The organism is Geobacillus sp. FSL W8-0026, assembly GCF_037966255.1.
Classification (GTDB): domain Bacteria; phylum Bacillota; class Bacilli; order Bacillales; family Anoxybacillaceae; genus Geobacillus; species Geobacillus icigianus.
Genome location: NZ_CP150194.1, coordinates 320,501 through 343,372, shown reverse-complemented (window position 1 = coordinate 343,372; position 22,872 = coordinate 320,501). Strand labels below are relative to the sequence as shown.

General features: G+C 50.8%; 15 protein-coding genes, 3 rRNA genes and 3 riboswitches. Of the genes, 3 read left to right on the top strand and 15 right to left on the bottom strand.

Annotated elements, in window-relative coordinates:
* Positions 1-61: 61 nt before the first annotated feature.
* Positions 62-163, bottom strand: a riboswitch (purine riboswitch).
* A gap of 147 nt (positions 164-310) precedes the next feature.
* A complete protein-coding gene (locus NST29_RS01875) occupies positions 311-757 on the top strand; it encodes an Hsp20/alpha crystallin family protein (RefSeq protein WP_033018445.1) in 447 nt (148 codons plus the stop codon).
* A gap of 225 nt (positions 758-982) precedes the next feature.
* On the opposite strand, the gene rrf is transcribed toward NST29_RS01875, so the two are convergent.
* From rrf to fumC, 9 genes are all read right to left on the bottom strand, one after another.
* Positions 983-1,099 (bottom strand): 5S ribosomal RNA (gene rrf, locus NST29_RS01870).
* Positions 1,100-1,301: 202 nt separating this feature from the next.
* Positions 1,302-4,229: ribosomal RNA gene (locus tag NST29_RS01865) — 23S ribosomal RNA — on the bottom strand.
* Positions 4,230-4,585: 356 nt separating this feature from the next.
* Positions 4,586-6,143: ribosomal RNA gene (locus tag NST29_RS01860) — 16S ribosomal RNA — on the bottom strand.
* Together the 16S, 23S and 5S rRNA genes form the textbook arrangement of a ribosomal RNA operon.
* 659 nt (positions 6,144-6,802) lie before the next feature.
* Positions 6,803-8,128 carry an NCS2 family permease gene (locus NST29_RS01855; protein WP_033842588.1) on the bottom strand — a complete coding sequence of 442 codons (1,326 nt, stop codon included), beginning with the start codon at positions 8,126-8,128 and terminating at the stop codon, positions 6,803-6,805.
* Positions 8,129-8,225: 97 nt separating this feature from the next.
* A riboswitch (purine riboswitch) is annotated at positions 8,226-8,327 on the bottom strand.
* 87 nt (positions 8,328-8,414) lie between these two features.
* The gene (guaA, locus tag NST29_RS01850) at positions 8,415-9,947 is read right to left on the bottom strand and encodes a glutamine-hydrolyzing GMP synthase (RefSeq protein ID WP_033842589.1); all 1,533 of its coding nucleotides are present in this window, start codon (positions 9,945-9,947) and stop codon (positions 8,415-8,417) included.
* Positions 9,948-10,010: 63 nt separating this feature from the next.
* Positions 10,011-10,112: riboswitch (purine riboswitch) on the bottom strand.
* A gap of 41 nt (positions 10,113-10,153) precedes the next feature.
* Positions 10,154-12,319, bottom strand: coding sequence for a transglutaminase domain-containing protein (locus NST29_RS01845; RefSeq protein ID WP_033842590.1), 2,166 nt, complete (start codon positions 12,317-12,319; stop codon positions 10,154-10,156).
* Positions 12,316-13,485: a DUF58 domain-containing protein gene (locus NST29_RS01840; protein ID WP_339232623.1), complete on the bottom strand. Its 1,170-nt coding sequence runs from the start codon at positions 13,483-13,485 to the stop codon at positions 12,316-12,318. Before NST29_RS01840 ends, NST29_RS01845 begins: the two co-directional genes overlap by 4 nt.
* A gap of 5 nt (positions 13,486-13,490) precedes the next feature.
* Positions 13,491-14,447, bottom strand: a complete 957-nt coding sequence (locus NST29_RS01835) for a MoxR family ATPase (protein ID WP_033020061.1) — start codon at positions 14,445-14,447, stop codon at positions 13,491-13,493.
* A 288-nt stretch (positions 14,448-14,735) separates the two neighbouring features.
* Positions 14,736-16,106, bottom strand: coding sequence for a class II fumarate hydratase (gene fumC / locus NST29_RS01830; RefSeq protein WP_033020063.1), 1,371 nt, complete (start codon positions 16,104-16,106; stop codon positions 14,736-14,738).
* Between the two features lie 210 nt (positions 16,107-16,316).
* Here fumC and NST29_RS01825 point away from each other — a divergent pair, with 210 nt between their 5' ends.
* On the top strand, positions 16,317-16,739 hold the full coding sequence (locus tag NST29_RS01825) for a hypothetical protein (protein WP_033020064.1): 423 nt from the start codon (positions 16,317-16,319) through the stop codon (positions 16,737-16,739).
* A 284-nt stretch (positions 16,740-17,023) separates the two neighbouring features.
* Entirely contained in the window at positions 17,024-18,472 is a 1,449-nt protein-coding gene (locus NST29_RS01820; RefSeq protein WP_033019592.1) for an IS66-like element ISGst1 family transposase, read from the top strand.
* A gap of 280 nt (positions 18,473-18,752) precedes the next feature.
* Here NST29_RS01820 and NST29_RS01815 read toward each other — a convergent pair whose 3' ends face one another.
* The 6 genes from NST29_RS01815 to NST29_RS01790 all read right to left on the bottom strand — a co-directional run bounded on the left by NST29_RS01815 (position 18,753) and on the right by NST29_RS01790 (position 22,871).
* Positions 18,753-19,211, bottom strand: coding sequence for a hypothetical protein (locus tag NST29_RS01815; RefSeq protein WP_091704432.1), 459 nt, complete (start codon positions 19,209-19,211; stop codon positions 18,753-18,755).
* A gap of 14 nt (positions 19,212-19,225) precedes the next feature.
* The gene (locus tag NST29_RS01810) at positions 19,226-20,383 is read right to left on the bottom strand and encodes a peptidoglycan-binding protein (RefSeq protein ID WP_324699463.1); all 1,158 of its coding nucleotides are present in this window, start codon (positions 20,381-20,383) and stop codon (positions 19,226-19,228) included.
* A 446-nt stretch (positions 20,384-20,829) separates the two neighbouring features.
* The gene (locus tag NST29_RS01805; protein WP_033020069.1) at positions 20,830-21,078 is read right to left on the bottom strand and encodes a helix-turn-helix domain-containing protein; all 249 of its coding nucleotides are present in this window, start codon (positions 21,076-21,078) and stop codon (positions 20,830-20,832) included.
* A 260-nt stretch (positions 21,079-21,338) separates the two neighbouring features.
* The gene (locus NST29_RS01800) at positions 21,339-21,464 is read right to left on the bottom strand and encodes a hypothetical protein (RefSeq protein ID WP_255396830.1); all 126 of its coding nucleotides are present in this window, start codon (positions 21,462-21,464) and stop codon (positions 21,339-21,341) included.
* A gap of 90 nt (positions 21,465-21,554) precedes the next feature.
* Positions 21,555-22,094, bottom strand: coding sequence for a hypothetical protein (locus NST29_RS01795; RefSeq protein WP_033020071.1), 540 nt, complete (start codon positions 22,092-22,094; stop codon positions 21,555-21,557).
* 6 nt (positions 22,095-22,100) lie between these two features.
* On the bottom strand, positions 22,101-22,871 hold the full coding sequence (locus tag NST29_RS01790; protein ID WP_033020072.1) for a hypothetical protein: 771 nt from the start codon (positions 22,869-22,871) through the stop codon (positions 22,101-22,103).
* Between the last annotated feature and the right edge of the window lies 1 nt (position 22,872).

Here is a 22,872-nt window from a genome sequence, read left to right as displayed (position 1 = left end):
CTCTTTTAGGCGAGGGAAAGCATCGTTCTGGGCTTTGACAGTTGCTGATCGAAAAAAAGCCAAAACCGATCCTTTCCCTCATAGTCCAATAATTTACGGTTATTGGGTAGAGACTTTTGGGCCATATTCCCAAAATTATATGAGGGATTCTTTTACGCATTATGAAACTACTTTTATAGTAGCAAGATCCTTGGTGAAATGTCAAGGTAAAATCGAACATTAATTATTAAATAAACACAAATGTTCGTTTTTTTTAAATCACCAAAACAATAAGGAGGCATATGATAAATGTGCGGAGGAGGGAAACGCCATGGCCAACGAACATCCATTCACACCGTTTTCCGATTGGACAAAGCATTGGCAGCAATTTTTCCAAAACGATTTTTGGGGAAACATCCAACCGCTGTTGCGTTCATCCCATCAACCATCATCAGGCATGAATATCTACAAAAAGGATAACGAGCTGCTTGTCGTCGTCAGCTTGCCGGGACTGGAGAAAAGCGAAGACGCGGAAGTGTATGTATCGTACAAGACACTGGAAATCAAGGCAACCATCAATCTGAGCTTTCAAGGATTTGACTTAGTGGAAGAAGGAATTTTCCAAGGCCGGTTCGAAAAAACGATCCCGTTGCCGTTCCCCGTCAAGGATGATCGCATCGAAGCAACATATCATAACGGCTTATTGTTCATCCACCTTCATCGGCTCATCCCTGAAGAGCCAAAAAAGAAGATCGTGATTAAAAAAAGCGAACCATAACCAATGGCCAGCCCCGCTTTCTTGACAAAAAAGAGGGTGTCCCACGTTGACGGGACACCCTTTCGCGAGTTTCCGTTTCCTATCGCTTTATGAAAAAGGGGGTCTAGGAAACGATGATCACGCTTCACATTTTGGGGGAGAGGATCGAAAATGGCGTCATTAAAAATGACTTAATGACAATAGGCAAAAAAATCAGAGAACCGTATAGCTCCCTCATTTTTGCCTGCCTAGCAGCGACCTACTCTTGCAGGGGCGCTGGCACCAACTACCATCGGCGCTGGAGGGCTTAACTTCCGTGTTCGGGATGGGAACGGGTGTTTCCCCTCCGCTATCACCACTAGGCAAGCATTATACCAGAAAATCAATTCCTGTCAAGAAGGAACGCATTCCTTCAAAACTAGATAACCGTCGGAAGAAGCCGCGTATCACACTGTCTAGCTCCGGCCGCCATCGGCTCGCGACGCTTCGGTCCTGCTGTGGCGGCATAGCCTCCTCGCAGGCCCTCCAGCGCGTTTCGCCGATCAGCGGGCGTCCTCCGCTTTTCTAGGTTAAGCCCTCGATCGATTAGTATCCGTCAGCTCCACGTGTCGCCACGCTTCCACCTCGGACCTATCGACCTCGTCATCTTCGAGGGATCTTACTCGCCTAACGCGATGGGAAATCTCATCTTGAGGGGGGCTTCACGCTTAGATGCTTTCAGCGCTTATCCCGTCCGCACATAGCTACCCAGCGGTGCCCCTGGCGGGACAACTGGTACACCAGCGGTGCGTCCATCCCGGTCCTCTCGTACTAAGGACAGCTCCTCGCAAATTTCCTACGCCCGCGACGGATAGGGACCGAACTGTCTCACGACGTTCTGAACCCAGCTCGCGTACCGCTTTAATGGGCGAACAGCCCAACCCTTGGGACCGACTACAGCCCCAGGATGCGATGAGCCGACATCGAGGTGCCAAACCTCCCCGTCGATGTGGACTCTTGGGGGAGATCAGCCTGTTATCCCCGGGGTAGCTTTTATCCGTTGAGCGATGGCCCTTCCATGCGGAACCACCGGATCACTAAGCCCGACTTTCGTCCCTGCTCGACCTGTCCGTCTCGCAGTCAAGCTCCCTTGTGCCTTTGCACTCTCCGAATGATTTCCAACCATTCTGAGGGAACCTTTGGGCGCCTCCGTTACCTTTTGGGAGGCGACCGCCCCAGTCAAACTGCCCACCTGACACTGTCTCCCACCCCGCTAAGGGGTGCGGGTTAGAATTTCAATACCGCCAGGGTGGTATCCCACCGGCGCCTCCACCGAAGCTGGCGCTCCGGCTTCCTAGGCTCCCACCTATCCTGTACAAGCGATACCAAAATTCCATATCAGGCTGCAGTAAAGCTCCACGGGGTCTTTCCGTCCTGTCGCGGGAAACCTGCATCTTCACAGGTAGTATAATTTCACCGGGTCTCTCGTTGAGACAGCGCCCAAGTCGTTACACCTTTCGTGCGGGTCGGAACTTACCCGACAAGGAATTTCGCTACCTTAGGACCGTTATAGTTACGGCCGCCGTTTACTGGGGCTTCGGTTCGCACCTTCGCTTCCGCTCAGCGCTCCCCTTAACCTTCCAGCACCGGGCAGGTGTCAGCCCCTATACGTCGCCTTTCGGCTTCGCAGAGACCTGTGTTTTTGATAAACAGTCGCTTGGGCCTTTTCACTGCGGCTCTTCCAAGCTCTTCACCCGAAAGAGCACCCCTTCTCCCGAAGTTACGGGGTCATTTTGCCGAGTTCCTTAACGAGAGTTCTCCCGCGCGCCTGAGGATTCTCTCCTCGCCTACCTGTGTCGGTTTGCGGTACGGGCACCTCTTCCCTCGCTAGAGGCTTTTCTTGGCAGTGTGAAATCGGGGACTTCCGGATGACTCCGTCGCCATCACAGCTTGGCCTTCCGGCCAGCGGATTTGCCTACTGGCCAGCCTCACTGCTTGGACAGGCTCTTCCAGCCGCCTGCTCGCCCTATCCTCCTGCGTCCCCCCATCGCTCCAACGGGAAGGAGGTGGTACAGGAATCTCCACCTGTTGCCCATCACCTACGCCTTTCGGCCTCGGCTTAGGTCCCGACTAACCCTGAGCGGACGAACCTTCCTCAGGAACCCTTAGGCTTTCGGCGCAGAGGATTCTCACCTCTGTTTTCGCTACTCATACCGGCATTCTCACTTCTAAGCGCTCCACCAGTCCTTCCGGTCTGGCTTCTCTGCCCTTAGAACGCTCCCCTACCGATGACCAACGGTCATCCCGCAGCTTCGGCGGCACGTTTAGCCCCGGTACATTTTCGGCGCAGAGTCACTCGACCAGTGAGCTATTACGCACTCTTTAAATGGTGGCTGCTTCTAAGCCAACATCCTGGTTGTCTTCGCAACTCCACATCCTTTTCCACTGAACGTGCACTTGGGGGCCTTAGCTGGCGATCTGGGCTGTTTCCCTCTCGACCACGGATCTTATCACTCGCAGTCTGACTCCCGGGCATAAGTCGTTGGCATTCGGAGTTTGACTGGGTTCGGTAACCCGATGAGGGCCCCTAGCCCAATCAGTGCTCTACCTCCAAGACTCTTACACCCGAGGCTAGCCCGAAAGCTATTTCGGGGAGAACCAGCTATCTCCAAGTTCGATTGGCATTTCACCCCTACCCACACCTCATCCCCGCACTTTTCAACGTGCGTGGGTTCGGGCCTCCAGCCGGTGTTACCCGGCCTTCACCCTGGACATGGGTAGATCACCTGGTTTCGGGTCGACGACGACGTACTTCACGCCCTGTTCAGACTCGCTTTCGCTGCGGCTCCGCCTTCCCGGCTTAACCTCGCACGCCATCGTCACTCGCCGGTTCATTCTACAAAAGGCACGCCATCACCCATGAACGGGCTCTGACTACTTGTAGGCACACGGTTTCAGGTTCTCTTTCACTCCCCTTCCGGGGTGCTTTTCACCTTTCCCTCACGGTACTGGTTCGCTATCGGTCACTAGGGAGTATTTAGCCTTGGGAGATGGTCCTCCCTGCTTCCGACGGGATTTCCCGTGTCCCGCCGTACTCAGGAGCCGCTCGGGAGGGAACGAAGTTTCGACTACAGGGCTCTCACCTTCTCTGGCCAGCCGTTCCAGACCGGTTCGTCTACCCCGTTCCTTTCTCACTCCCCTATGAGCGGTCCTACAACCCCAAGAGGACTCGCCTCTTGGTTTGGGCTGTTCCCGTTTCGCTCGCCGCTACTCAGGGAATCGCGTTTGCTTTCTTCTCCTCCGGGTACTAAGATGTTTCAGTTCCCCGGGTGTGCCCTCCATGCCCTATGGATTCAGGCATGGATACTGCCCCATTACGGACAGTGGGTTCCCCCATTCGGACATCTCCGGATCGACGCTTGCTTACAGCTCCCCGGAGCGTTTCGGCGTTTGCCCCGTCCTTCATCGGCTCCTAGTGCCAAGGCATCCACCGTGCGCCCTTTCTAGCTTAACCTACAGCGTCTCGGCTTCTTCCTTTTGTGTATCGGTTATCTAGTTTTCAAGGAACGAAGTCGCTCCATTGAGCTTGCTTCTTCGCTGGTTTGCGTCGAGGAATCTAGCTTCTCTGGATTCACTTGTAGACGCAGACGCAAACGAAGCAGTGGAAGGAATTCTCATTCCTTCAAAACTGAACGAAACGAAAGCGCGATTGGTGAATGATTGGCCATTAGCGACCTTCGCTTTTCGTATTGTCTAGCTCCGACCGCCATCGGCTCGCGACGCTTCGGTCCTGCTGCGGCGGCATAGCCTCCTCGCAGGCCCTCCAGCGCGTTTCGCCGATAGGCGGGCGGCCTTCGTTTTTCCCCTTAGAAAGGAGGTGATCCAGCCGCACCTTCCGGTACGGCTACCTTGTTACGACTTCACCCCAATCACTTGCCCCACCTTCGGCGGCTGGCTCCCGTCAGGGTTACCGCACCGACTTCGGGTGTTGCAAGCTCTCGTGGTGTGACGGGCGGTGTGTACAAGGCCCGGGAACGTATTCACCGCGGCATGCTGATCCGCGATTACTAGCGATTCCGGCTTCATGCAGGCGAGTTGCAGCCTGCAATCCGAACTGAGAGCGGCTTTTTGGGATTCGCTCCCCCTCGCGGGTTCGCTGCCCTTTGTACCGCCCATTGTAGCACGTGTGTAGCCCAGGTCATAAGGGGCATGATGATTTGACGTCATCCCCACCTTCCTCCGACTTGTCGCCGGCAGTCCCTCTAGAGTGCCCAACTGAATGCTGGCAACGAGAGGCGAGGGTTGCGCTCGTTGCGGGACTTAACCCAACATCTCACGACACGAGCTGACGACAACCATGCACCACCTGTCACCCTGTCCCCCCGAAGGGGGAACGCCCAATCTCTTGGGTTGTCAGGGGATGTCAAGACCTGGTAAGGTTCTTCGCGTTGCTTCGAATTAAACCACATGCTCCACCGCTTGTGCGGGCCCCCGTCAATTCCTTTGAGTTTCAGCCTTGCGGCCGTACTCCCCAGGCGGAGTGCTTATCGCGTTAGCTGCAGCACTAAAGGGTGTGACCCCTCTAACACTTAGCACTCATCGTTTACGGCGTGGACTACCAGGGTATCTAATCCTGTTTGCTCCCCACGCTTTCGCGCCTCAGCGTCAGTTACAGGCCAGAGAGCCGCCTTCGCCACTGGTGTTCCTCCACATCTCTACGCATTTCACCGCTACACGTGGAATTCCGCTCCCCTCTCCTGCACTCAAGCTCCCCAGTTTCCAATGACCCTCCACGGTTGAGCCGTGGGCTTTCACATCAGACTTAAGAAGCCGCCTGCGCGCGCTTTACGCCCAATAATTCCGGACAACGCTCGCCCCCTACGTATTACCGCGGCTGCTGGCACGTAGTTAGCCGGGGCTTTCTCGTGAGGTACCGTCACCGCGCCGCCTTGTTCAAACGGCGCTCCTTCGTCCCTCACAACAGAGCTTTACGACCCGAAGGCCTTCTTCGCTCACGCGGCGTCGCTCCGTCAGGCTTTCGCCCATTGCGGAAGATTCCCTACTGCTGCCTCCCGTAGGAGTCTGGGCCGTGTCTCAGTCCCAGTGTGGCCGGTCACCCTCTCAGGCCGGCTACGCATCGTCGCCTTGGTGAGCCGTTACCTCACCAACTAGCTAATGCGCCGCGGGCCCATCCGCAAGTGACAGCCAAAGGCCGCCTTTCAACCAAAGACCATGCGGTCTTCGGTGTTATCCGGTATTAGCTCCGGTTTCCCGGAGTTATCCCGGTCTTGCGGGCAGGTTGCCCACGTGTTACTCACCCGTCCGCCGCTGACCCAACCAGAGCAAGCTCCGATTCGGTCCGCTCGACTTGCATGTATTAGGCACGCCGCCAGCGTTCGTCCTGAGCCAGGATCAAACTCTCCAAAAGAAAGTGGATTGGCTTTGTAAGCTTCGGCCGCTATCGGCTCGCGACGCTTCGGTCCTGCTGCGGCGGCGATAGCCTCCTCGCAGGCCCTCCAGCGCGTTTCGCCGATAGGCAAGCGGCCTCCGCTTTTCGTATTGTCTAGCTTCGGTCCGCCGCCGCTCGGGGTCAAATAACCTTCCCCCTCGGGGTGCAAGCACCCCTGTGGGTGAAGAACATTTGCCCGTCGCGGCGACCCGCGGACCTCCGCTTTTCGTTGCGCTTCGTTTCGTTCAGTTTTCAAGGAACAAATTGATCGTTCATTGCTTCGCCTGAGGAATTTGTCTCCTCAAAAGCGACTCTTATAATATATCATTTCTTTTTGTTTTTGTCAACATGTTTTTTATCTTTTTTTTGCCGCATCAAAGCGGCTTTATTAATATAGCACCTCTATTTTGATGTGTCAATTGCTTACGTAAAGTTTTTTCTTTCCAATCAACACCATTTTTTATCTCTTCCACTCTCTCGCTAACATTCCGTACACAACATGATCGACAAAGTGGTCGTAAAGCCACTCTGCATCACGAATCGTTCCTTATCGAGATCGCTCGCACCATGTAAAAAATATAAAAGACTGTTCCTAAGACAATCAAACTCATCCTAGGAACAGCCCTTTTCTCTTTTTCCTATTGGCGCAAGAAGATGAAATAACAGATAAAAATGACAAACAGCACATACAATAATGGATGCACTTCTTTGCCGCGGCCTTTCAAAATCATCGTGATCGGATAGAAAATGAAGCCGACGGCGATGCCGGTGGCGATGCTGTAGGAAAGCGGCATCGTAATCAATGTAAAAAACGCCGGTACAGCTACCTCAAACTTCTTCCAATCGATTTCACCGATCGATGAAGCCATCAATACCCCTACGATGATGAGCGCTGGCGCCGTAACTGGCGCGGTAATAACGCTTAACAGCGGCGAGAAGAACAAAGCAAGCAAGAACAACATCCCCGTCACGACCGCCGAAAACCCGGAGCGCCCTCCAGCGGCGACGCCGGCCGACGATTCGATGTACGACGTCGTCGTCGATGTGCCAAACACCGCTCCGACCATGACGGCCGTCGCGTCAACGAGCAGCGCTTTGCCGGCGCGCGGCAGCTTATTGTTTTTCAACAACCCGGCTTGGTTGGCGACCGCCAAGAGCGTGCCAGTCGCATCGAAAAAGTCAACGATAAAGAACGTCAAGACAACACCGAGGATTTTCCATGAAAAAATGTCCGGCAAATGTTTGATCGCGACGCCGAAGGTTGGAGAAATGTCCGGAATAGCGCCGACAATTTGATGCGGCACTTTAATCAAACCGAAAATCATGCCGACAATTGCGGTAATGACCATGCCGTAAAAGACGCCGCCATTTACTTTTCTTACCATAAAAACAATGGTGATGAACAATCCAAAAATGGCCAACAGTGCATTGCCATCTTTCAACGAACTTAATCCGACGAGCGTCGCTTTGTTATCGACAATAATTCCAGCGTTTTGCAGGCCGATGAATGTGATGAACAGCCCGATCCCGGCACCGACAGCGTACTTCAACTCAACCGGGATGGCATCAATAATTTTCTCCCGAACACCCGTCAGCGTTAAAATCGTAAAAATGATCCCAGAGACGAAAACTCCGGCAAGCGCTGTCTGCCAAGGAATCCCCATATGCAGGACAACGGTGAAGGCGAAAAAGGCACTCAATCCCACCCCGGGCGCCAAAGCGATCGGATAGCGAGCCAACACCCCCATCAAAATCGATCCGTACGCCGCGGCCAAAGCGGTGGCGACAAATACCGCTCCTTGGTCAATCCGCAATTCATCCGGAAAATCCTTCACCGCGCCGAGCGACAGGGTAAGCGGGTTGACGAACAAGATGTACGCCATCGACAAAAATGTCGTCAGCCCGGCGATGATCTCTGTCCGATAGTTCGTGCCGAGCTCATCGAATTGAAAATACTTTCTCACAGTTTGTCCCCCCTACAAAAAATAAAAACGCTTCTGCCGCTACCAGAAGCGTTGACTAGGAAGGAATGACGAACAGAGAGAGGACAAAACAAGCGCTCTCCTATCCCGCATCCCTCGTAGTCAAGCTATTTACGGTAGCTTGGTAGAAACTCCCGAGCCATATTCCCAGGATTATACGACGGAATTCGACCATATTCATGATTCCACGGCTATTGTATCAGCCTAAAGAGCAGCTGTCAAGGAAAAGACGAACATTCCTTAGGAAATGTTCGTCTTTTGTTCGTTTTTATTCCCACTCGATCGTTGCCGGAGGCTTGCTTGTAATATCGTAGACGACGCGGTTGACGTGAGGTACTTCATTGACGATGCGCGTCGAAATGCGCTCGAGCACATCCCACGGAATGCGCGCCCAATCGGCGGTCATCCCGTCGATCGAGGTCACCGCGCGGATGGCCACCGTATAATCGTACGTGCGGGCATCCCCCATCACTCCGACGCTGCGGATGTCAGGGAGAACTGTAAAGTACTGCCAGATTTCGCGGTCTAATCCGGCTTTTTTTACTTCTTCCCGCAAAATGGCATCCGATTCACGGACAATTTCCAATTTTTCTTCCGTCACTTCACCGAGCACACGGATGCCGAGCCCCGGCCCCGGGAACGGCTGGCGCCAGACGATCTCGTCCGGAATCCCCAATTGAGTGCCCAGTGCGCGCACTTCATCTTTAAACAGCATATTGAGCGGCTCGATCAGTTCGAATTTCATCTCTTCCGGCAAGCCGCCGACGTTATGGTGCGATTTGATCGTTTGCGCCGTCGCCGTTCCGCTTTCAATAATGTCCGTATAAAGCGTGCCTTGCACTAAAAATTCAATGCCCTCAAGCTTAGCCGCTTCATCGTCAAACACATAAATAAATTCATTGCCGATGATTTTCCGCTTTTGTTCCGGGTCAGAGACCCCTTTGAGCTTCGCTAGGAAGCGCTCCTTTGCATCGACTTTGATGACGTTCATGTGAAACTGCTCACGGAACGTTTTCATGACGCTTTCCGCTTCGCCTTTGCGAAGAAGGCCGTGATCCACAAAAATGCATGTGAGCTGATCACCGATAGCGCGATGCACCAACACCGCGGCGACCGATGAATCGACCCCGCCGCTTAAAGCGCACAACACTTTTTTCCCGCCGACTTGTTTGCGAATGCGGCGCACCTGCTCATCAATAAAGTTTTCCATCGTCCAATCGCCCCGGCAGCCGCATACCTCAAAGACAAAGTTCTTCAATAAATCATTGCCGTATACCGAGTGGCGCACTTCGGGATGGAATTGTACGCCGTACCATTTTCGCCGTTCGTCACTCATCGCGGCGATCGGGCACGAAGGGCTCGTCGCATCAACAACAAAGCCGCTAGGCGGAGCGGTCACCAAATCGCCATGGCTCATCCAAACGACTTGCTCGTCCGGCAACCCATGAAAAAGCAAAGAATCGTTTTTCACTTGGATGAGCGCTTTGCCGTATTCACGGTGCGCCGCTTTTTCCACCTTCCCTCCCAAATGATGGGCCATCAGCTGCATCCCGTAACAAATTCCTAAAATCGGCAAGCCCAGCTCAAAAATCGCCGGATCGCACCGAAACGCTTGCTCATCATACACGCTGTTCGGCCCGCCGGAAAAAATGATTCCTTTGGCGTTCAGCGCCCGGATGTCCTCAGCGCGGATCGTGTGCGGGTGCAGTTCGCTATAGACGCCAAATTCGCGGATGCGGCGAGTGATCAGCTGGTTGTATTGACTGCCAAAGTCCAAGACAACGATCATTTCTTGATTCATATCGTTCCACCTCATCAAAAAAATAACGCCGCCCTTGGCCGAGAACATGGATGAAGGCAGAATAGCAGCGTCTTCTGCCTTCATAGTCGGGCCGTTTACGGCGGCCCGGTAGAGACGCGCAAGCCGTATTCCTGCGCTTATATGAAGGGCTTTTCGTTTGTCCGTGTGCAAATTTGAATTCATTCTATCAACTTGCCGGCATGCGGTCAAGAGATCGTCCTTTTTATTAAATTTTCCCACAATTGAACAGCTTCGCGAACGTCTCTGTCCGGGAGACCGGTTCCGTACACCACACATTCATATAGCCTAGTCAACCGGTTCATTTCATCCGTTTCAAACAAACGATCGACCTCCTTCGCATACTGGCGCAGCGTTTCCTGCGGCCGCCGCTTCAGCCCGTAATCGTGCAAATGGCGTAAAAGCGCCGCATACGCTGAAATCAGCCAGTCGCTTCCGTCCGCTTTTCGGCGCTGAAAGCGAACAAGGGTCAGGCGCGGCCACCATTTCCGTCTTGTCGCATAAATCGCGCCAGCCGCTGCCACCAGCGCGGCCGCCACCACCACCCCCGTCTTCCATGACCAGAAGTCAACGAGCCGCTCCCACCAATGGCCGTCTTGGTTCGCGGCAGAAAACGGCTCCGACGGCGGCTGCGGGAGGTTCGTTCGATCCTGCTCTTCCGGTTGTTGCTCAGGCGCCGCAAGGTCATTCTCCTCGGAAGCATCAAGGGAAAACGCGTAAGGATTGACAACCCCCCGCGTCGGCTCAAACGGCACCCAACCGACGCCTTCAAAATACACTTCCACCCACGAATGCGCGTCATTGTTGCGCACTTCGTAAAGAAAATCGCCGTTTTGCTCCCCAACCAACCGTCCCGATACATAGCCTTTCACCCAACGGGCGGGGATGCCGAGCGTGCGCACGAGGACCACCATCGAAGTGGAAAAGTTGTCGCAATACCCTTGTTTCGTTTCAAACAAAAATTGGTCGACATAATCTTCGTTTTCCCCCGGCACGGCCACATTTTTCGTCTCATATACATATCCGCTCTGCTGAAAATATTGCTCGATGGCTTTGACTTGATCATAGGCTGTTTTTTCTCCGGCCGTAATTTGTTTGGCCAAGTCGCGCACCCGCTGCGGCAAAGTTTTCGGCAGCTGCGTATATCGTTTCAACAAAGACCGGTCTTGGACCGGGGGAGCAGCGCGCAGGGCGGCAATCGGAAAATCCGGCTCCCCATACGTGACAACATACTGTTTCATAGGAACCGCGTTGGCTCGGTCGTCGGTCGCCTCAATTTTCTCTGTCGCCAACTTCATGCGATAAACGACCGGAGTGGCCGTCCTCACTTGCCGCAAACCAAGCGGATAAACGAGATGAAATCCTCCTTGATGAAGGTGGATTTCCGCGGTTTGCTCCACCGTTTCGACTCGCGGGCTCCACCATTCATGTTTGATCGTCTCTCCATTGGCAAACGAGTAAACTTGTTCGCTCTGAAACTCCTCCCACCCCTTGCCGGTGTAAACGTCTTTCGTCTCGACGCGCCAATAATGAAGACCTCGATCTTTCGCTGTGAATACGAGCGTATCATCGGCAAGGAACGGTCCGCCGAGGCGGGAATCATTTTGTCCATACCCGACTTTGGCTACGGCAGAAGAAGCCGGCTCATCATCGCTCGGCTCCGGCACGGCATGAGCGCTGCGGATAAACGCCACCGGATCGGGCCATTGCGGCGGGAGTTTGGGGCCTGCATATCCTGCCGCCAGCGCCAACGCCGGAACGAACAGGGCGGCTGTCCGCCACCTTCCGATAGAAAATAAAGCGCCGTTTGCCCGCATCCGTTCGCCATGCAGCCACACAAAGGCAAAAAAACCGAGCCCGACAAGACGAACGATCGCCTGATCGCCGTTATATGGGAAAAACGTATCAAGGACGGCAATATACGTAACGGTCAACGCATACGGAATCAACCACTGCTGCCGTTTCCCGATGAGCCAATGAAAAGCGGCCGAAGCGAGCCATAGCAGAAGAAAAAAGACAAACGTGCGCACGGTATCGCTCGGCATGGAAGACCGATCGCCCCACAGCCAGTTGAGGCAATCCCGCCAAAGCGCCGAAGGCAAAGCGGCGATGGAGTGAGACGAAGATAAACGGGAGAGCGCCCATCCGATATAAACACCTTTCCCAAGAAATGCAAGCCACGCCGGGAGACGAACCCAATAGCCGGCAAAGCAAAGGAAGACAAACGAGACAAACAAACCGATATGCCCGGTATCCGTCACATCGTCCAACGGCCAAAGCCATTCGGTGAGCAGCCAAGCCGCAAACAAGGCAGGCAAAAACGAAGAGAACAGCCGAGCTACCCCCTTCTTCATTGAAACTCCCCTCCTTGCCGAACCGTTTGCAACATGTCAGGGGCAATGACGGAGACATGCACACCGCTGCGGCGAAGCTCTTCTTCCCAACGCCTTTGTTCCTCTCTCCGTTCGCCCGTCACAACATATAAAATGACGCGGCGCTTCATCGCCAGCGCGCGCAACGGCGGCACCAGCGCGGAAGACAAGGCAGACGTCACAAAAATGCATCCGGCCGCCGTTTTCCAATTCGTTTCGTCAACAAGCAGTGCCTCCATTCCCCCTTCGCGGGCCGCCTTCACTTCCGCCAAGCGGAGAAGAAGCGCCTGCCACTGTTCCTCATGACGCCGCGGCGCTAAGGACGAGCGCTCTTTCCCCGCCACAAGCAGCCCAACCGGAGCTCCCGCATCCAACAACGCTTTCGCTACAGAAGCGGCCAGCGTGACCAGCTCCTCAAACCAAGGTGATGGACCGCCATCCAAGACAACGAACCAATCATCGTTGCGCTGCTCATCAAATTCTTTTGTCATCAACTCGTTCTTGCGCGCTGACGCCTTCCAGTGCACCCAAGACATTTTATCGCCCGGCGCGTATTCGCGAGCCCCGACCGCCACCGCTAGGTCGCGCCGATAGGCAAACGTCCGGGCCGCGTTTCCATGGGAAAACCATTCACGCACCATGCTCGCCGGCCACTCCACATAGCGGGGATAGACGATGACCGTGCACGGAGCCGAGAACGATTCCGCCCGCTTCCCCCAACCAAACATATCGCTCACTTCCAGCCGCACCGCTTCCAATTGATGGCGGCCGCGGGGCAACATAAGCGTCCATCGGCAAGAAAGACGGCGCCGAAACACCCAAGAAACGACGGCACCCCCACCTTTCCCCTCTCGTTCCTCACCGACCGCGACCGCGGCCATGGGAAACGGCCATGGCAGCTCAACTCGAACAGTAACCGGGATCGCTTCTCCCGCATAATAGCGCTGCGCCGGCACCGTCCGGCTCACCGCCGCACGCCGGAGCGGATACAGGGCTACCGTCAACGCATGCAACCCAAACGGCAAAAAGCTGTAAAACAAAAACCAGCTGACAAAGCCCCCTTGAAACATGGCATAGGAAAACAAAACCGCAGTTAAGATCACCACGCCCAACAAGGGCCGCCACGTTCTCCTCCCCGTTCGCTTCATCCCGTTCACCGCCGTCCTTGCACCGGCACCGGCGTGCGGGCCATCAGCTCGGAAAGGATCGTTTTCGCATCAAGCTTGTCCCATTTCGCTTCCGGACGAACGAGCAGACGATGGGCGAGCACATAAGGAGCGAGCTGCTGTATGTCATCAGGGATGACAAAATCGCGGCCATGAATGAGCGCGTAGGCCTGCGCTGCTTTCATCAAGGCGACCGACCCGCGCGGGCTGACGCCTAAATACACGGCTTCATGCGCCCGGCTTTGCCGGACCAGCTCGACGATATATCGCTTCACCGTATCGCTGACATGCACATCGGCTACCTTCTGCTGCAAAGCCCGCAATTCGTCGAGCGTCATCACCGGTCCGATCTCTTCCAACGGCTTCATTTTTTCCAGCCGATGCAACAGCTCGATTTCCTCATCAGCAGACGGATAGCCCATTTGCAGCTTCAGCAAAAACCGGTCCAACTGCGCTTCCGGAAGCGGATACGTTCCTTCGTATTCAATCGGGTTTTGCGTCGCCATGACAAAAAACGGCTGCGGCAGCGCCCGCGTGATGCCGTCGACCGTCACGCTTCCTTCTTCCATGGCCTCAAGAAGCGCTGACTGCGTTTTCGGCGACGTCCGGTTGATCTCATCAGCGAGCACAATATGAGCGACGATCGGCCCGGGTTTGTACTCAAACTGCCGCTCTTTCGGGTTATAGACTGAAACACCAATCACATCGCTCGGCAACAAATCCGGCGTAAATTGAATCCGTTTCAACTCAGCTTGAAATGATTTCGCCAGCGCACGTACGAGCATCGTTTTGCCGACGCCGGGCACGTCTTCAAGCAATACGTGCCCCTTGGCCAACAGCGCCGTGAAACTGAGCACAATCACGTGCCGTTTTCCAACAATGACTTGTTCCACATTGCGAACCACTTGTTCGATGGCGGGAAGCAACGATTCGTTCATCGTCATGACACCAAGCTCCTTTTATGGTGATAAATGGGTCTTTTAGCGGTAGACAATATCTCGTTTATACTATTAATATGATATCGAATATACCGAACTTTTGGAATCGATTTGCAACAAAGGGGGAGGAGAAAAACAGGAAAACGAGGGTGTCCTAAACGGAACACCCTCGTCCCCCACTACTACGCGCGCTGCCTGAGCGTTTCCTATAGTTGTGTTGATCTTGAAAACAGACAACCTTTTGGATCAGCCCCGTTTTTTGATCCTCCTGTTCGCTCCCGGCGTTTTGGGCCACTAAATCATCTTCTCCGGCCTTACCCATTCTTCGTACTGCTCGGCTGTCACATACCCGCTTTTCAAGGCCGCTTCTTTCAGCGTCAATCTTTCACGGTGCGCAAGCTTGGCGATTTCCGCGGCTTTGTCATAGCCGATATGCGGGCTTAACGCTGTCACGAGCATGAGCGAGCGGTCCACGTACTCTTTCATTTTCGATTCGTTCGCCTCCAACCCTTGGGCGCATCGCTCATCAAACGAACGGATGGCATCACCAAGCAGCTGCACGGACTGAATGGCGTTATAGGCGATGACCGGTTTGAACACGTTTAATTGAAAATGGCCTTGGCTTGCCGCAAAACCGATTGTCGCATCATTGCCAAACACTTGCACGGCCACCATCGTCATCGCTTCGCTTTGCGTCGGATTGACTTTGCCTGGCATGATGGAGCTCCCAGGTTCATTGGCTGGAATCGTGATCTCCCCGAGCCCGGAGCGCGGTCCGCTCGCCAGCCAGCGAATATCGTTCGCGATTTTCATCAGATCGGCGGCGAGCGCCTTCAACGCCCCGTGAACGTAAACGATCTCGTCATGGCTGGTCAGCGCGTGAAATTTGTTGGCAGCAGACCGGAACGGGTAGCCGGTTTGGGCGTGCAGCTGTTTGGCGACTTGTTCGCCAAACGCTGGCGGCGCATTGAGCCCCGTGCCGACCGCCGTGCCGCCGATCGCCAAATCGAGCAGCTTGTCGGCCGCTTCGCTGATCATCATTTTGCTTTTCTCCAGCATCGTCCGCCACCCGGAAATCTCTTGTCCGAATGTGAGCGGCGTCGCATCTTGCAAGTGGGTGCGCCCGATTTTGATCGTCTTCGCATATTGCCGCTCCTTCGCTGCGAACGTGCCGATCAATCCATCCAGCGCCGGCAGCAAATGCGTGTGAATTTTCGCATACACCGCCATATGCATGACCGTTGGAAACGTATCATTGGAGCTTTGTGACATATTCACGTCATCGTTCGGGTGAATGCGCTCCTCGCCGTCACGGAGCAGCTCGTTCGCCCGTCTCGCCACCACTTCGTTGACGTTCATATTCGTCTGCGTCCCGCTTCCCGTCTGCCAAACGACAAGCGGAAAATGCGCATCCCACTGACCGGCCAAAATTTCGTCGCACGCCGCTACAATCGCCCGTCTTTTCGCTTCGCTCAGCTTCCCGGCTTGCTCGTTGACGATGGCTGCCGCTTTTTTCAGCTCAGCATAAGCATAAATGAGTTCCAGCGGCATCGTTTCCTTGCCGATCCGGAAGTTTTGCCGGCTTCTCTCCGTTTGCGCTCCCCAATATTTATCGGCCGGCACCCTCACCTCGCCGAGCGAGTCGCGTTCGATTCGTTCGTTCATTGCGTTGTCCTCCTTTGCATCGACATCCCCATGACAAGTTTATCACCAAAAGATATACTTGACTTTTAAAGACAAAATCGGTTGGTATAAAAAGGAAGGGTGTCATAGTGAAGAGCTCCATGACATTTTTATTCCCATTTTGAGACAGATCAACGCAACAAATCGGCGGAAAAAACGTCTATGTTTAGAAAAGGGAGGAATGGTTCGACAATGAAGAAACGACGGGCCCCGCTTCTTATTTTGCTTCTATGGCTTTCCGGCTGTTCATTCGGTGATATCAAGCCGCCTGAATTAACGTTGACCATCAACGGCGAAACAGTCGACCACCGGCTCGGGACTTACACGTGGTCAACAGGCCGGCGCGGAGTTGTTGCCGATGCCGCCGCCCCACCGCTGCTCGTCAAAGAACTCAAGCCTCATCCCGCCGCTTCAGGGGCAAAACTTCACATCGAGTTTGACTACCGCCCATCGACACTCGAAGCCGGCGTATGGAAGGATGATGATGTTGACTGGCAGCCGGTGCAACATGGAACGATCACACTGCCAAAACAACAAGGCTCGTACATCTACGTCATTCACGCTGCTTGGCAAGAGGGGGAGGCGATTTATGCGTGCTTGATCCGCATTCCATAGCGTGGTCATTTTCATGGTCAAAACAAAAAAGAACACCGGGGAAAACCCCAGTGTTCCAACGGATGGGAGGCGCTGATTACATCATGCCGCCCATCGCTTATCAATGGACATCAAAGTTTCTTTAAGTCTGTTAAATGTTGAATTATAGGGATTTTTAGAGACTTGTAAGGTTTAAATATCCAATAAAAAATATGTAACTATTCAGCCACATCATAAAGTGAGCTGAATATTTTTTGCTTTTCCTGTCCATGATGTGAATATTGATAGACAAGGAGGTGAATCGCATGTTGACGGTACAACAAGCTGTATTTACAGTTGAAAGCTTAATCAGCAAAGCCCAACAACAAAAGCAGCTCATTACTCACCAACAACAAGTCATTGAGCAACTGTTGAAAGAAAACAAACAGCTACGCAAAGAAAATGAACAACTGAAGTACCGTGTTCAAGAGCTGGAAGCACGCACGAAAAAAAACAGCTCCAATAGCCATTTGCCCCCATCTTCTGACCGTTTTGAGAAAAAGCGTTCCTCCCGCGAGCCGTCTGGCAAAAAGCTTGGTGGGCAAGAGGGACATGAGGGGAAGACGCTCCGTCAAGTGGAACATCCACATCATCGTGTCGTCCACCGTGTGCATACGTGTCAAGGATGTGGAGCTTCTTTGCGTGAAGTCAAACCGTTCAAAGTCGATATCCGTCAAGTGTTTGATGTCCCTCCTGTGGCGATCGAGGTGACACAACATGAACGTGAAGTGAAATCGTGTCCACATTGTCGATGCGTGCAACAAGCCGAATTCCCATCCCATGTCACGAATCATGTGCAATACGGTCCACGGCTCACGGCGCTCGTTGTTTATTTACATCATATCCAATTGATCCCGTACAAGCGTTTAAGTGATACAATCGAAGCGTTATATCAACACTCGATTAGTACGGGAACTCTTGCCAATATGGTGAAACGAGGACGCGAATCGTTGGAATCCAATATGGACATCATCGAAGACGCCTTACTTGAATCCAACATCCTGCATGTCGATGAAACGAGTTTGCGCATCAATGGGAAACTCGCATGGGTGCATGTCGCGTGTACATCGAGATATACATACTTGGCTCCTCACGCTTCTCGTGGAAAAAAAGCGACCGATGATATCGGGATTCTTCCCCGATATGAAGGGACGATGATGCACGATGCGTTCGGTACGTATCCGAAATACACACATGCCACCCATGCCCTTTGTCATGCCCACCATTTGCGTGAGTTAAAAGGATTCATCGAACAGGGGCATACGTGGGCGATGCGCATGACCACGTTTCTGTTAGCCGCCAAGCAAGCCGTCGAAGCCCATCACGGTGCACTTTCCGAAGAAGAAGCGAGACGGTGGGAACGAGTGTATGATCGCATCCTAGAAAGAGCACAACACCGATTAGAAACGATGACGCCTCTTCCGAAAAAAGCACTCGCTTTTGTTCGACGCCTTCAAAAACGAAAGGAAGAAGCGCTGCGTTTCTTACGTGAAGTACATGTTCCCTTTGATAACAACCAAGCCGAACGCGATCTTCGCATGGTCAAAGTCAAAGAGAACATTTCGGGTACGTTTCGCGAAGAAACATTCGCGCAGTCGTTTTGCATCGCAAGAAGCATCGTTTCCACACTGACGAAACACGAAAAAAACGTGTGGGATTCGTTATGTCTTCTGTTGGCAGGCGAAACGATCGATCGAGTTCTTTCCGCTACCTAGGGCATTTTCTATGACCGAAATGCCCTATTTGTGCTGGGCTTTTTTATACACTAGCACTGGGGTGAATAGTTACAAAAATATAATTTTTGATTAAATTCGTGGTCACAATGTGGTCACAATGTGGTCACGTGGTCAAAAAAAAGGCGGATCACTCCGCCTTTTCCCATATTTCATCGAGTGCGGCATTGAAAAACCACATGCTGCGACAATTCTTCATTAAAACAGTCATCATTTCTGTTTTATTGGCTATGGAAACCAAAAAACTTGTCAAAGTTCGTTACTAATTAAGAGACTGCAATAGTCGCCAAATTTTATCCAACTCTTCAATATCATCGGAATGCCATTTCCTCGATTTTAACTCTATCAAGAGTTTTTCAGTAGCATTTAAAATGGATTGTTGTAATTGTGCTACTTGACATAAACACGTGAAGACAATTTGTTGAGAATCACTTTTATTCCTTACAAATTCCAATCCGATCGTGTGCTCTGAAATTTTCTTTCCCTTCATAAACCAAGGTCCATCCATAAAGTCGAATTCATACACTGTCCCAATTCTATCATTTTTAATATTCATAATGTTTTTTTGCCACCATCCTAGAATCACCACCACAAAATCATTCCAGCCTTCTTCGGGAAAAAAGAAATCACCAATCTTTAGATAAATTTCACCTATAACATTTCTACTAGTGTTCATGAATATTGAATTTGTATTTACTACAACTTCAATGTCTTTTAACAACATAATCACCCTTTCTAAAATTTAGGATAAGCAGTCTCTATGATTTTTGTCTTCAGATTGACCCACATTTCTATTTTCATTCCTCCCCCATATCCTTCAATTTTCACCCTATCGCCTTGAGATTTTAACTTTTTCCCGTTTTTATAAGCCTCTATAATCGCCTTTTCTATTTGTTTAGTAGTCATATTTTCAGGAAACAAATCTTTCTTTCCGCTTTGTTTTGCCCGATTTCCCGATTTAATATGACCTGATAAGATATGCTCCATATCTATGCTTATAGCTTTGTATGAGGGAAGATTTATTGGTTTTGTTTTCGAAATCTCACTTAGGAATTTTTGATCAAACTTAACTTCGATTTTACTTCCTAGCTTAGCTAATTTTATTTCACCGTTGACTATCTTTCCACCAGGAATAAAACTTAAAGCTGCAATAACTTTATCAATTGTATTAGCGTTGGGATCCAATAAAGTTTTAATATCATCTCCAATGATAAAATCAAATCCCAGTTTAGCGATTTCCTTTAAAGATTTTACCACTTCTCCCCACGTAGAATCTTTAGAATGAACCTTATTTTCCAATGCTTTATACTTATTCTGAATAATCGTTTTTTGATTATAATAATTTTTTTGCTGTATGTCCTGCTCAATAGCACGATAAGTGCTTTTTCCCGCCAAGCCATCCACTGTCAACCCATGGGCCTTTTGAAACCTTTTCACTGCCTCTGCTGTTTGTTTACCGTAAATACCATCAATAGCCCCGACGTTATACCCCAATCGTTGAAGCTTAGTCTGTAAATCTTTTACCGCTTGTCCCCGATTTCCTTCCCTAAGTGTCTGACCTGTCCAATGATCATTACTGATCGATGAGTTTGATTGTGATGTTGTCGTTTCTGTTCTAACATACTTTTGTAGAGCTTGGTACGTTTGCTTTCCTGCAATACCATCAGCTGTAATTCCCACCTTCTTCTGAAATTCCTTCACAGCCTTCTCTGTATTTGCTCCGTAAACTCCATCAATTCCCCCAGGGTTAAATCCGGCTCTGTAAAGCCAAGATTGCAATGTCCTCACATCATCATTTCGATCACCTCTTTTTAGCGTTTGCCCACTCCATAGATAATTTGTATAATTTGATGGATAATAGATGATTCTGCTAGCCCCATCTACAACGTACATCATTAGCCCCCCATTTCAAAGCTTTATCCATTCATTCCGATATTAACTGTTTTTGATCGAAAATATTGTCGAAATTTTGTATTAAAACAAAAAAATATTCGCAGTACTAGTTGAGGTTTCTAGGCAGGGGCTATTTTTATGCTTGTTTGATTTCACCTAACATCACAGGTGTCATTTATGGTTTGCAAGGTTCAGGTCTTAACCATCCGAACCTTCGAAGGCAAACTAAACACAGCCACGAGACTTTTCAGAATGAATAGATATGCTCTTTTATTCCATACAAAATTATTTTCGACTGCTATCTCATACAAAAAAAGGCGGAGCGATCCGCCTTCTTTTCGTTGCTCATATTCCATCCTTTTTTAATCTTCCTCATCATCTTCTCGATGAAAGAAGGAATATGTCAGAGGATTAAAGCCCTTCTCACATGAGAAGGGCTTTTTGCATTATTCTGCATCATACGGGCGATATTTCTTACGCAATGCCTCAAGTTCTTTTTTTCTTTCTTCAATATCCTGCCGTAAAAACAAGCTATCACCACGTAATTTTTTTATCGGATTCAACTTGCCAGCGGAAATCATTTGACTAATCCGTTGACGAGTAACTCCAAGAATTTCAACCACTTCGGAAGTGGTGAGGACTTCATTTTTAATGAAGCACTCCACTTCTTCCCGGTTTTTCAAGTGGTATTCCATCATTCATCACCCTCGAATTTCAATTTGTATTTGATCACGATCATGATCACCCAAGCTGCAACAAGCACCAACGTGATCCATCTTAAAATCGTCATATTGTGGAAATCAATTTCGTTCAACCAAGACAGGAACAACATTGCGAAAAAGCAATCTGTCGCTTCGATTTTTTTGAACCATTTCTTCATTGGAATTTGTGTGGAAGAACGGATATAATATTCTTGAGAGGGTGAGGTTGGCGGTAACCCCACCCCCTCATTAGTTTATCGTTTTTTCTTCTTTTTCTTGCGCTTGCGCTTCGCATCGATTTTTTCGTTGATTTCGAGGATGGTTTTAATCAACGTTGCGAGAGCCGCAAGCGTAAGAATGATTTCCTTTACCACTTCCACACCGCTGTTCACCTCCTTTCAATTATATAATACCTTATCTATTTACAATCGTCAATAGTTATAACAAAAAAATCCCCAAAAAAGGGGATTTTACACCCACAAGCCATCGCAAGAAACGGTGTTATACATCGATCCATCTTCAAGGCCGATATTTACAAATCCATAGCTAGCTCCATCCGCAGCAAGAGAGTCCCAACGTCCGTCGGTACCACGAGCATAATAAACTTGCAACCAATGCGGGTTTGTATCGCCAGAGCTAGGGTCATCAACAGTGGCTACATATTGACCAGCCGCAACTTGACCAATCTTCCGTCCTGACACTGAATATAGATTCTCTGTTCTCTTCATTTTGAACGTAGAATATGTTCTTCCCCCAATGGTTACTGTTCCATAACGATACTTCGATTTATATGCATTTTCCAACGCGCTTGCCGGTGGCTCAATCAACATCCCATCTCTTATTAGAATTCCGCTCGAATTGCGGAATACAATGAAGAAAGCATAGCCATCCCCTCCTGCTCTATAATTCAAGCCAAAAAGTTCGTAAGGATAAATAGTTCCGATTCGATTTAGATCCATATCATAGACCGGCAGTTGCTTTCCAGACATATTGATTGCAACGATATTCATTCCCTATCACCTCTTGCTTTTTTGTTCATTCCAAGAAAGTGGACGCTCTCTTCCGTTTTTTTCGATATATTTCCATAGTTCTGGACGATTCTCGCCACCATGATAGTATGAACTCATCCCGAATTTGTGCGTCTTCGTCCCGTTCAATTCAACATCCAAGTCGTGCAAAATCCGATGTGCATACACCAAGCCCGTTGTATCTTTTTGGCTTGTTGCAATTTCGAGAACAACCTCGAGAACTTCAAAATCCAATTTCAAATCTCTCGGATCGTCATCAATAGATACTATATCCAGCAAGTTGTTCTGTTCCATGGTTTTGATCTGTTCCGTGATTTCGGGGATGATTGCTTTTGCTTCCTTAATCAAGGCATCAGCGTGCTTCTTTTGTTGCTCCCAATTGACATTCTTGATTCTCCCGTAGGTTAGCGTGTCCTCATAAAATTGATGGTGGTCTCGGACAAACTTTTGAATGCTCTCTTTCACACCCGGCTTCCAGTTCACTTTTTGCCCAACGTATGACCGAATAGCTTCGTACTCAGCATTTTTTGATTGTTGGTTCTCTGACCTCTCTTCCTGTTTGGAGCTTTGTTCTTCGTTTCGAGTCCTCTTCTCCTTACTCTGTTCTTCTCTTTGGCTATCCTGCTTCGTGTTTCGCTCTTGTTCTGTCTGTTCTGCCTTAGGCTTGTCTGGTTCTTTCGACTCTTTTTCCGGAGAATCAGAGCACCCCGACAACAAGACAGCGACCAACATACCAATCATCGGTTTGTACAGTTTCATT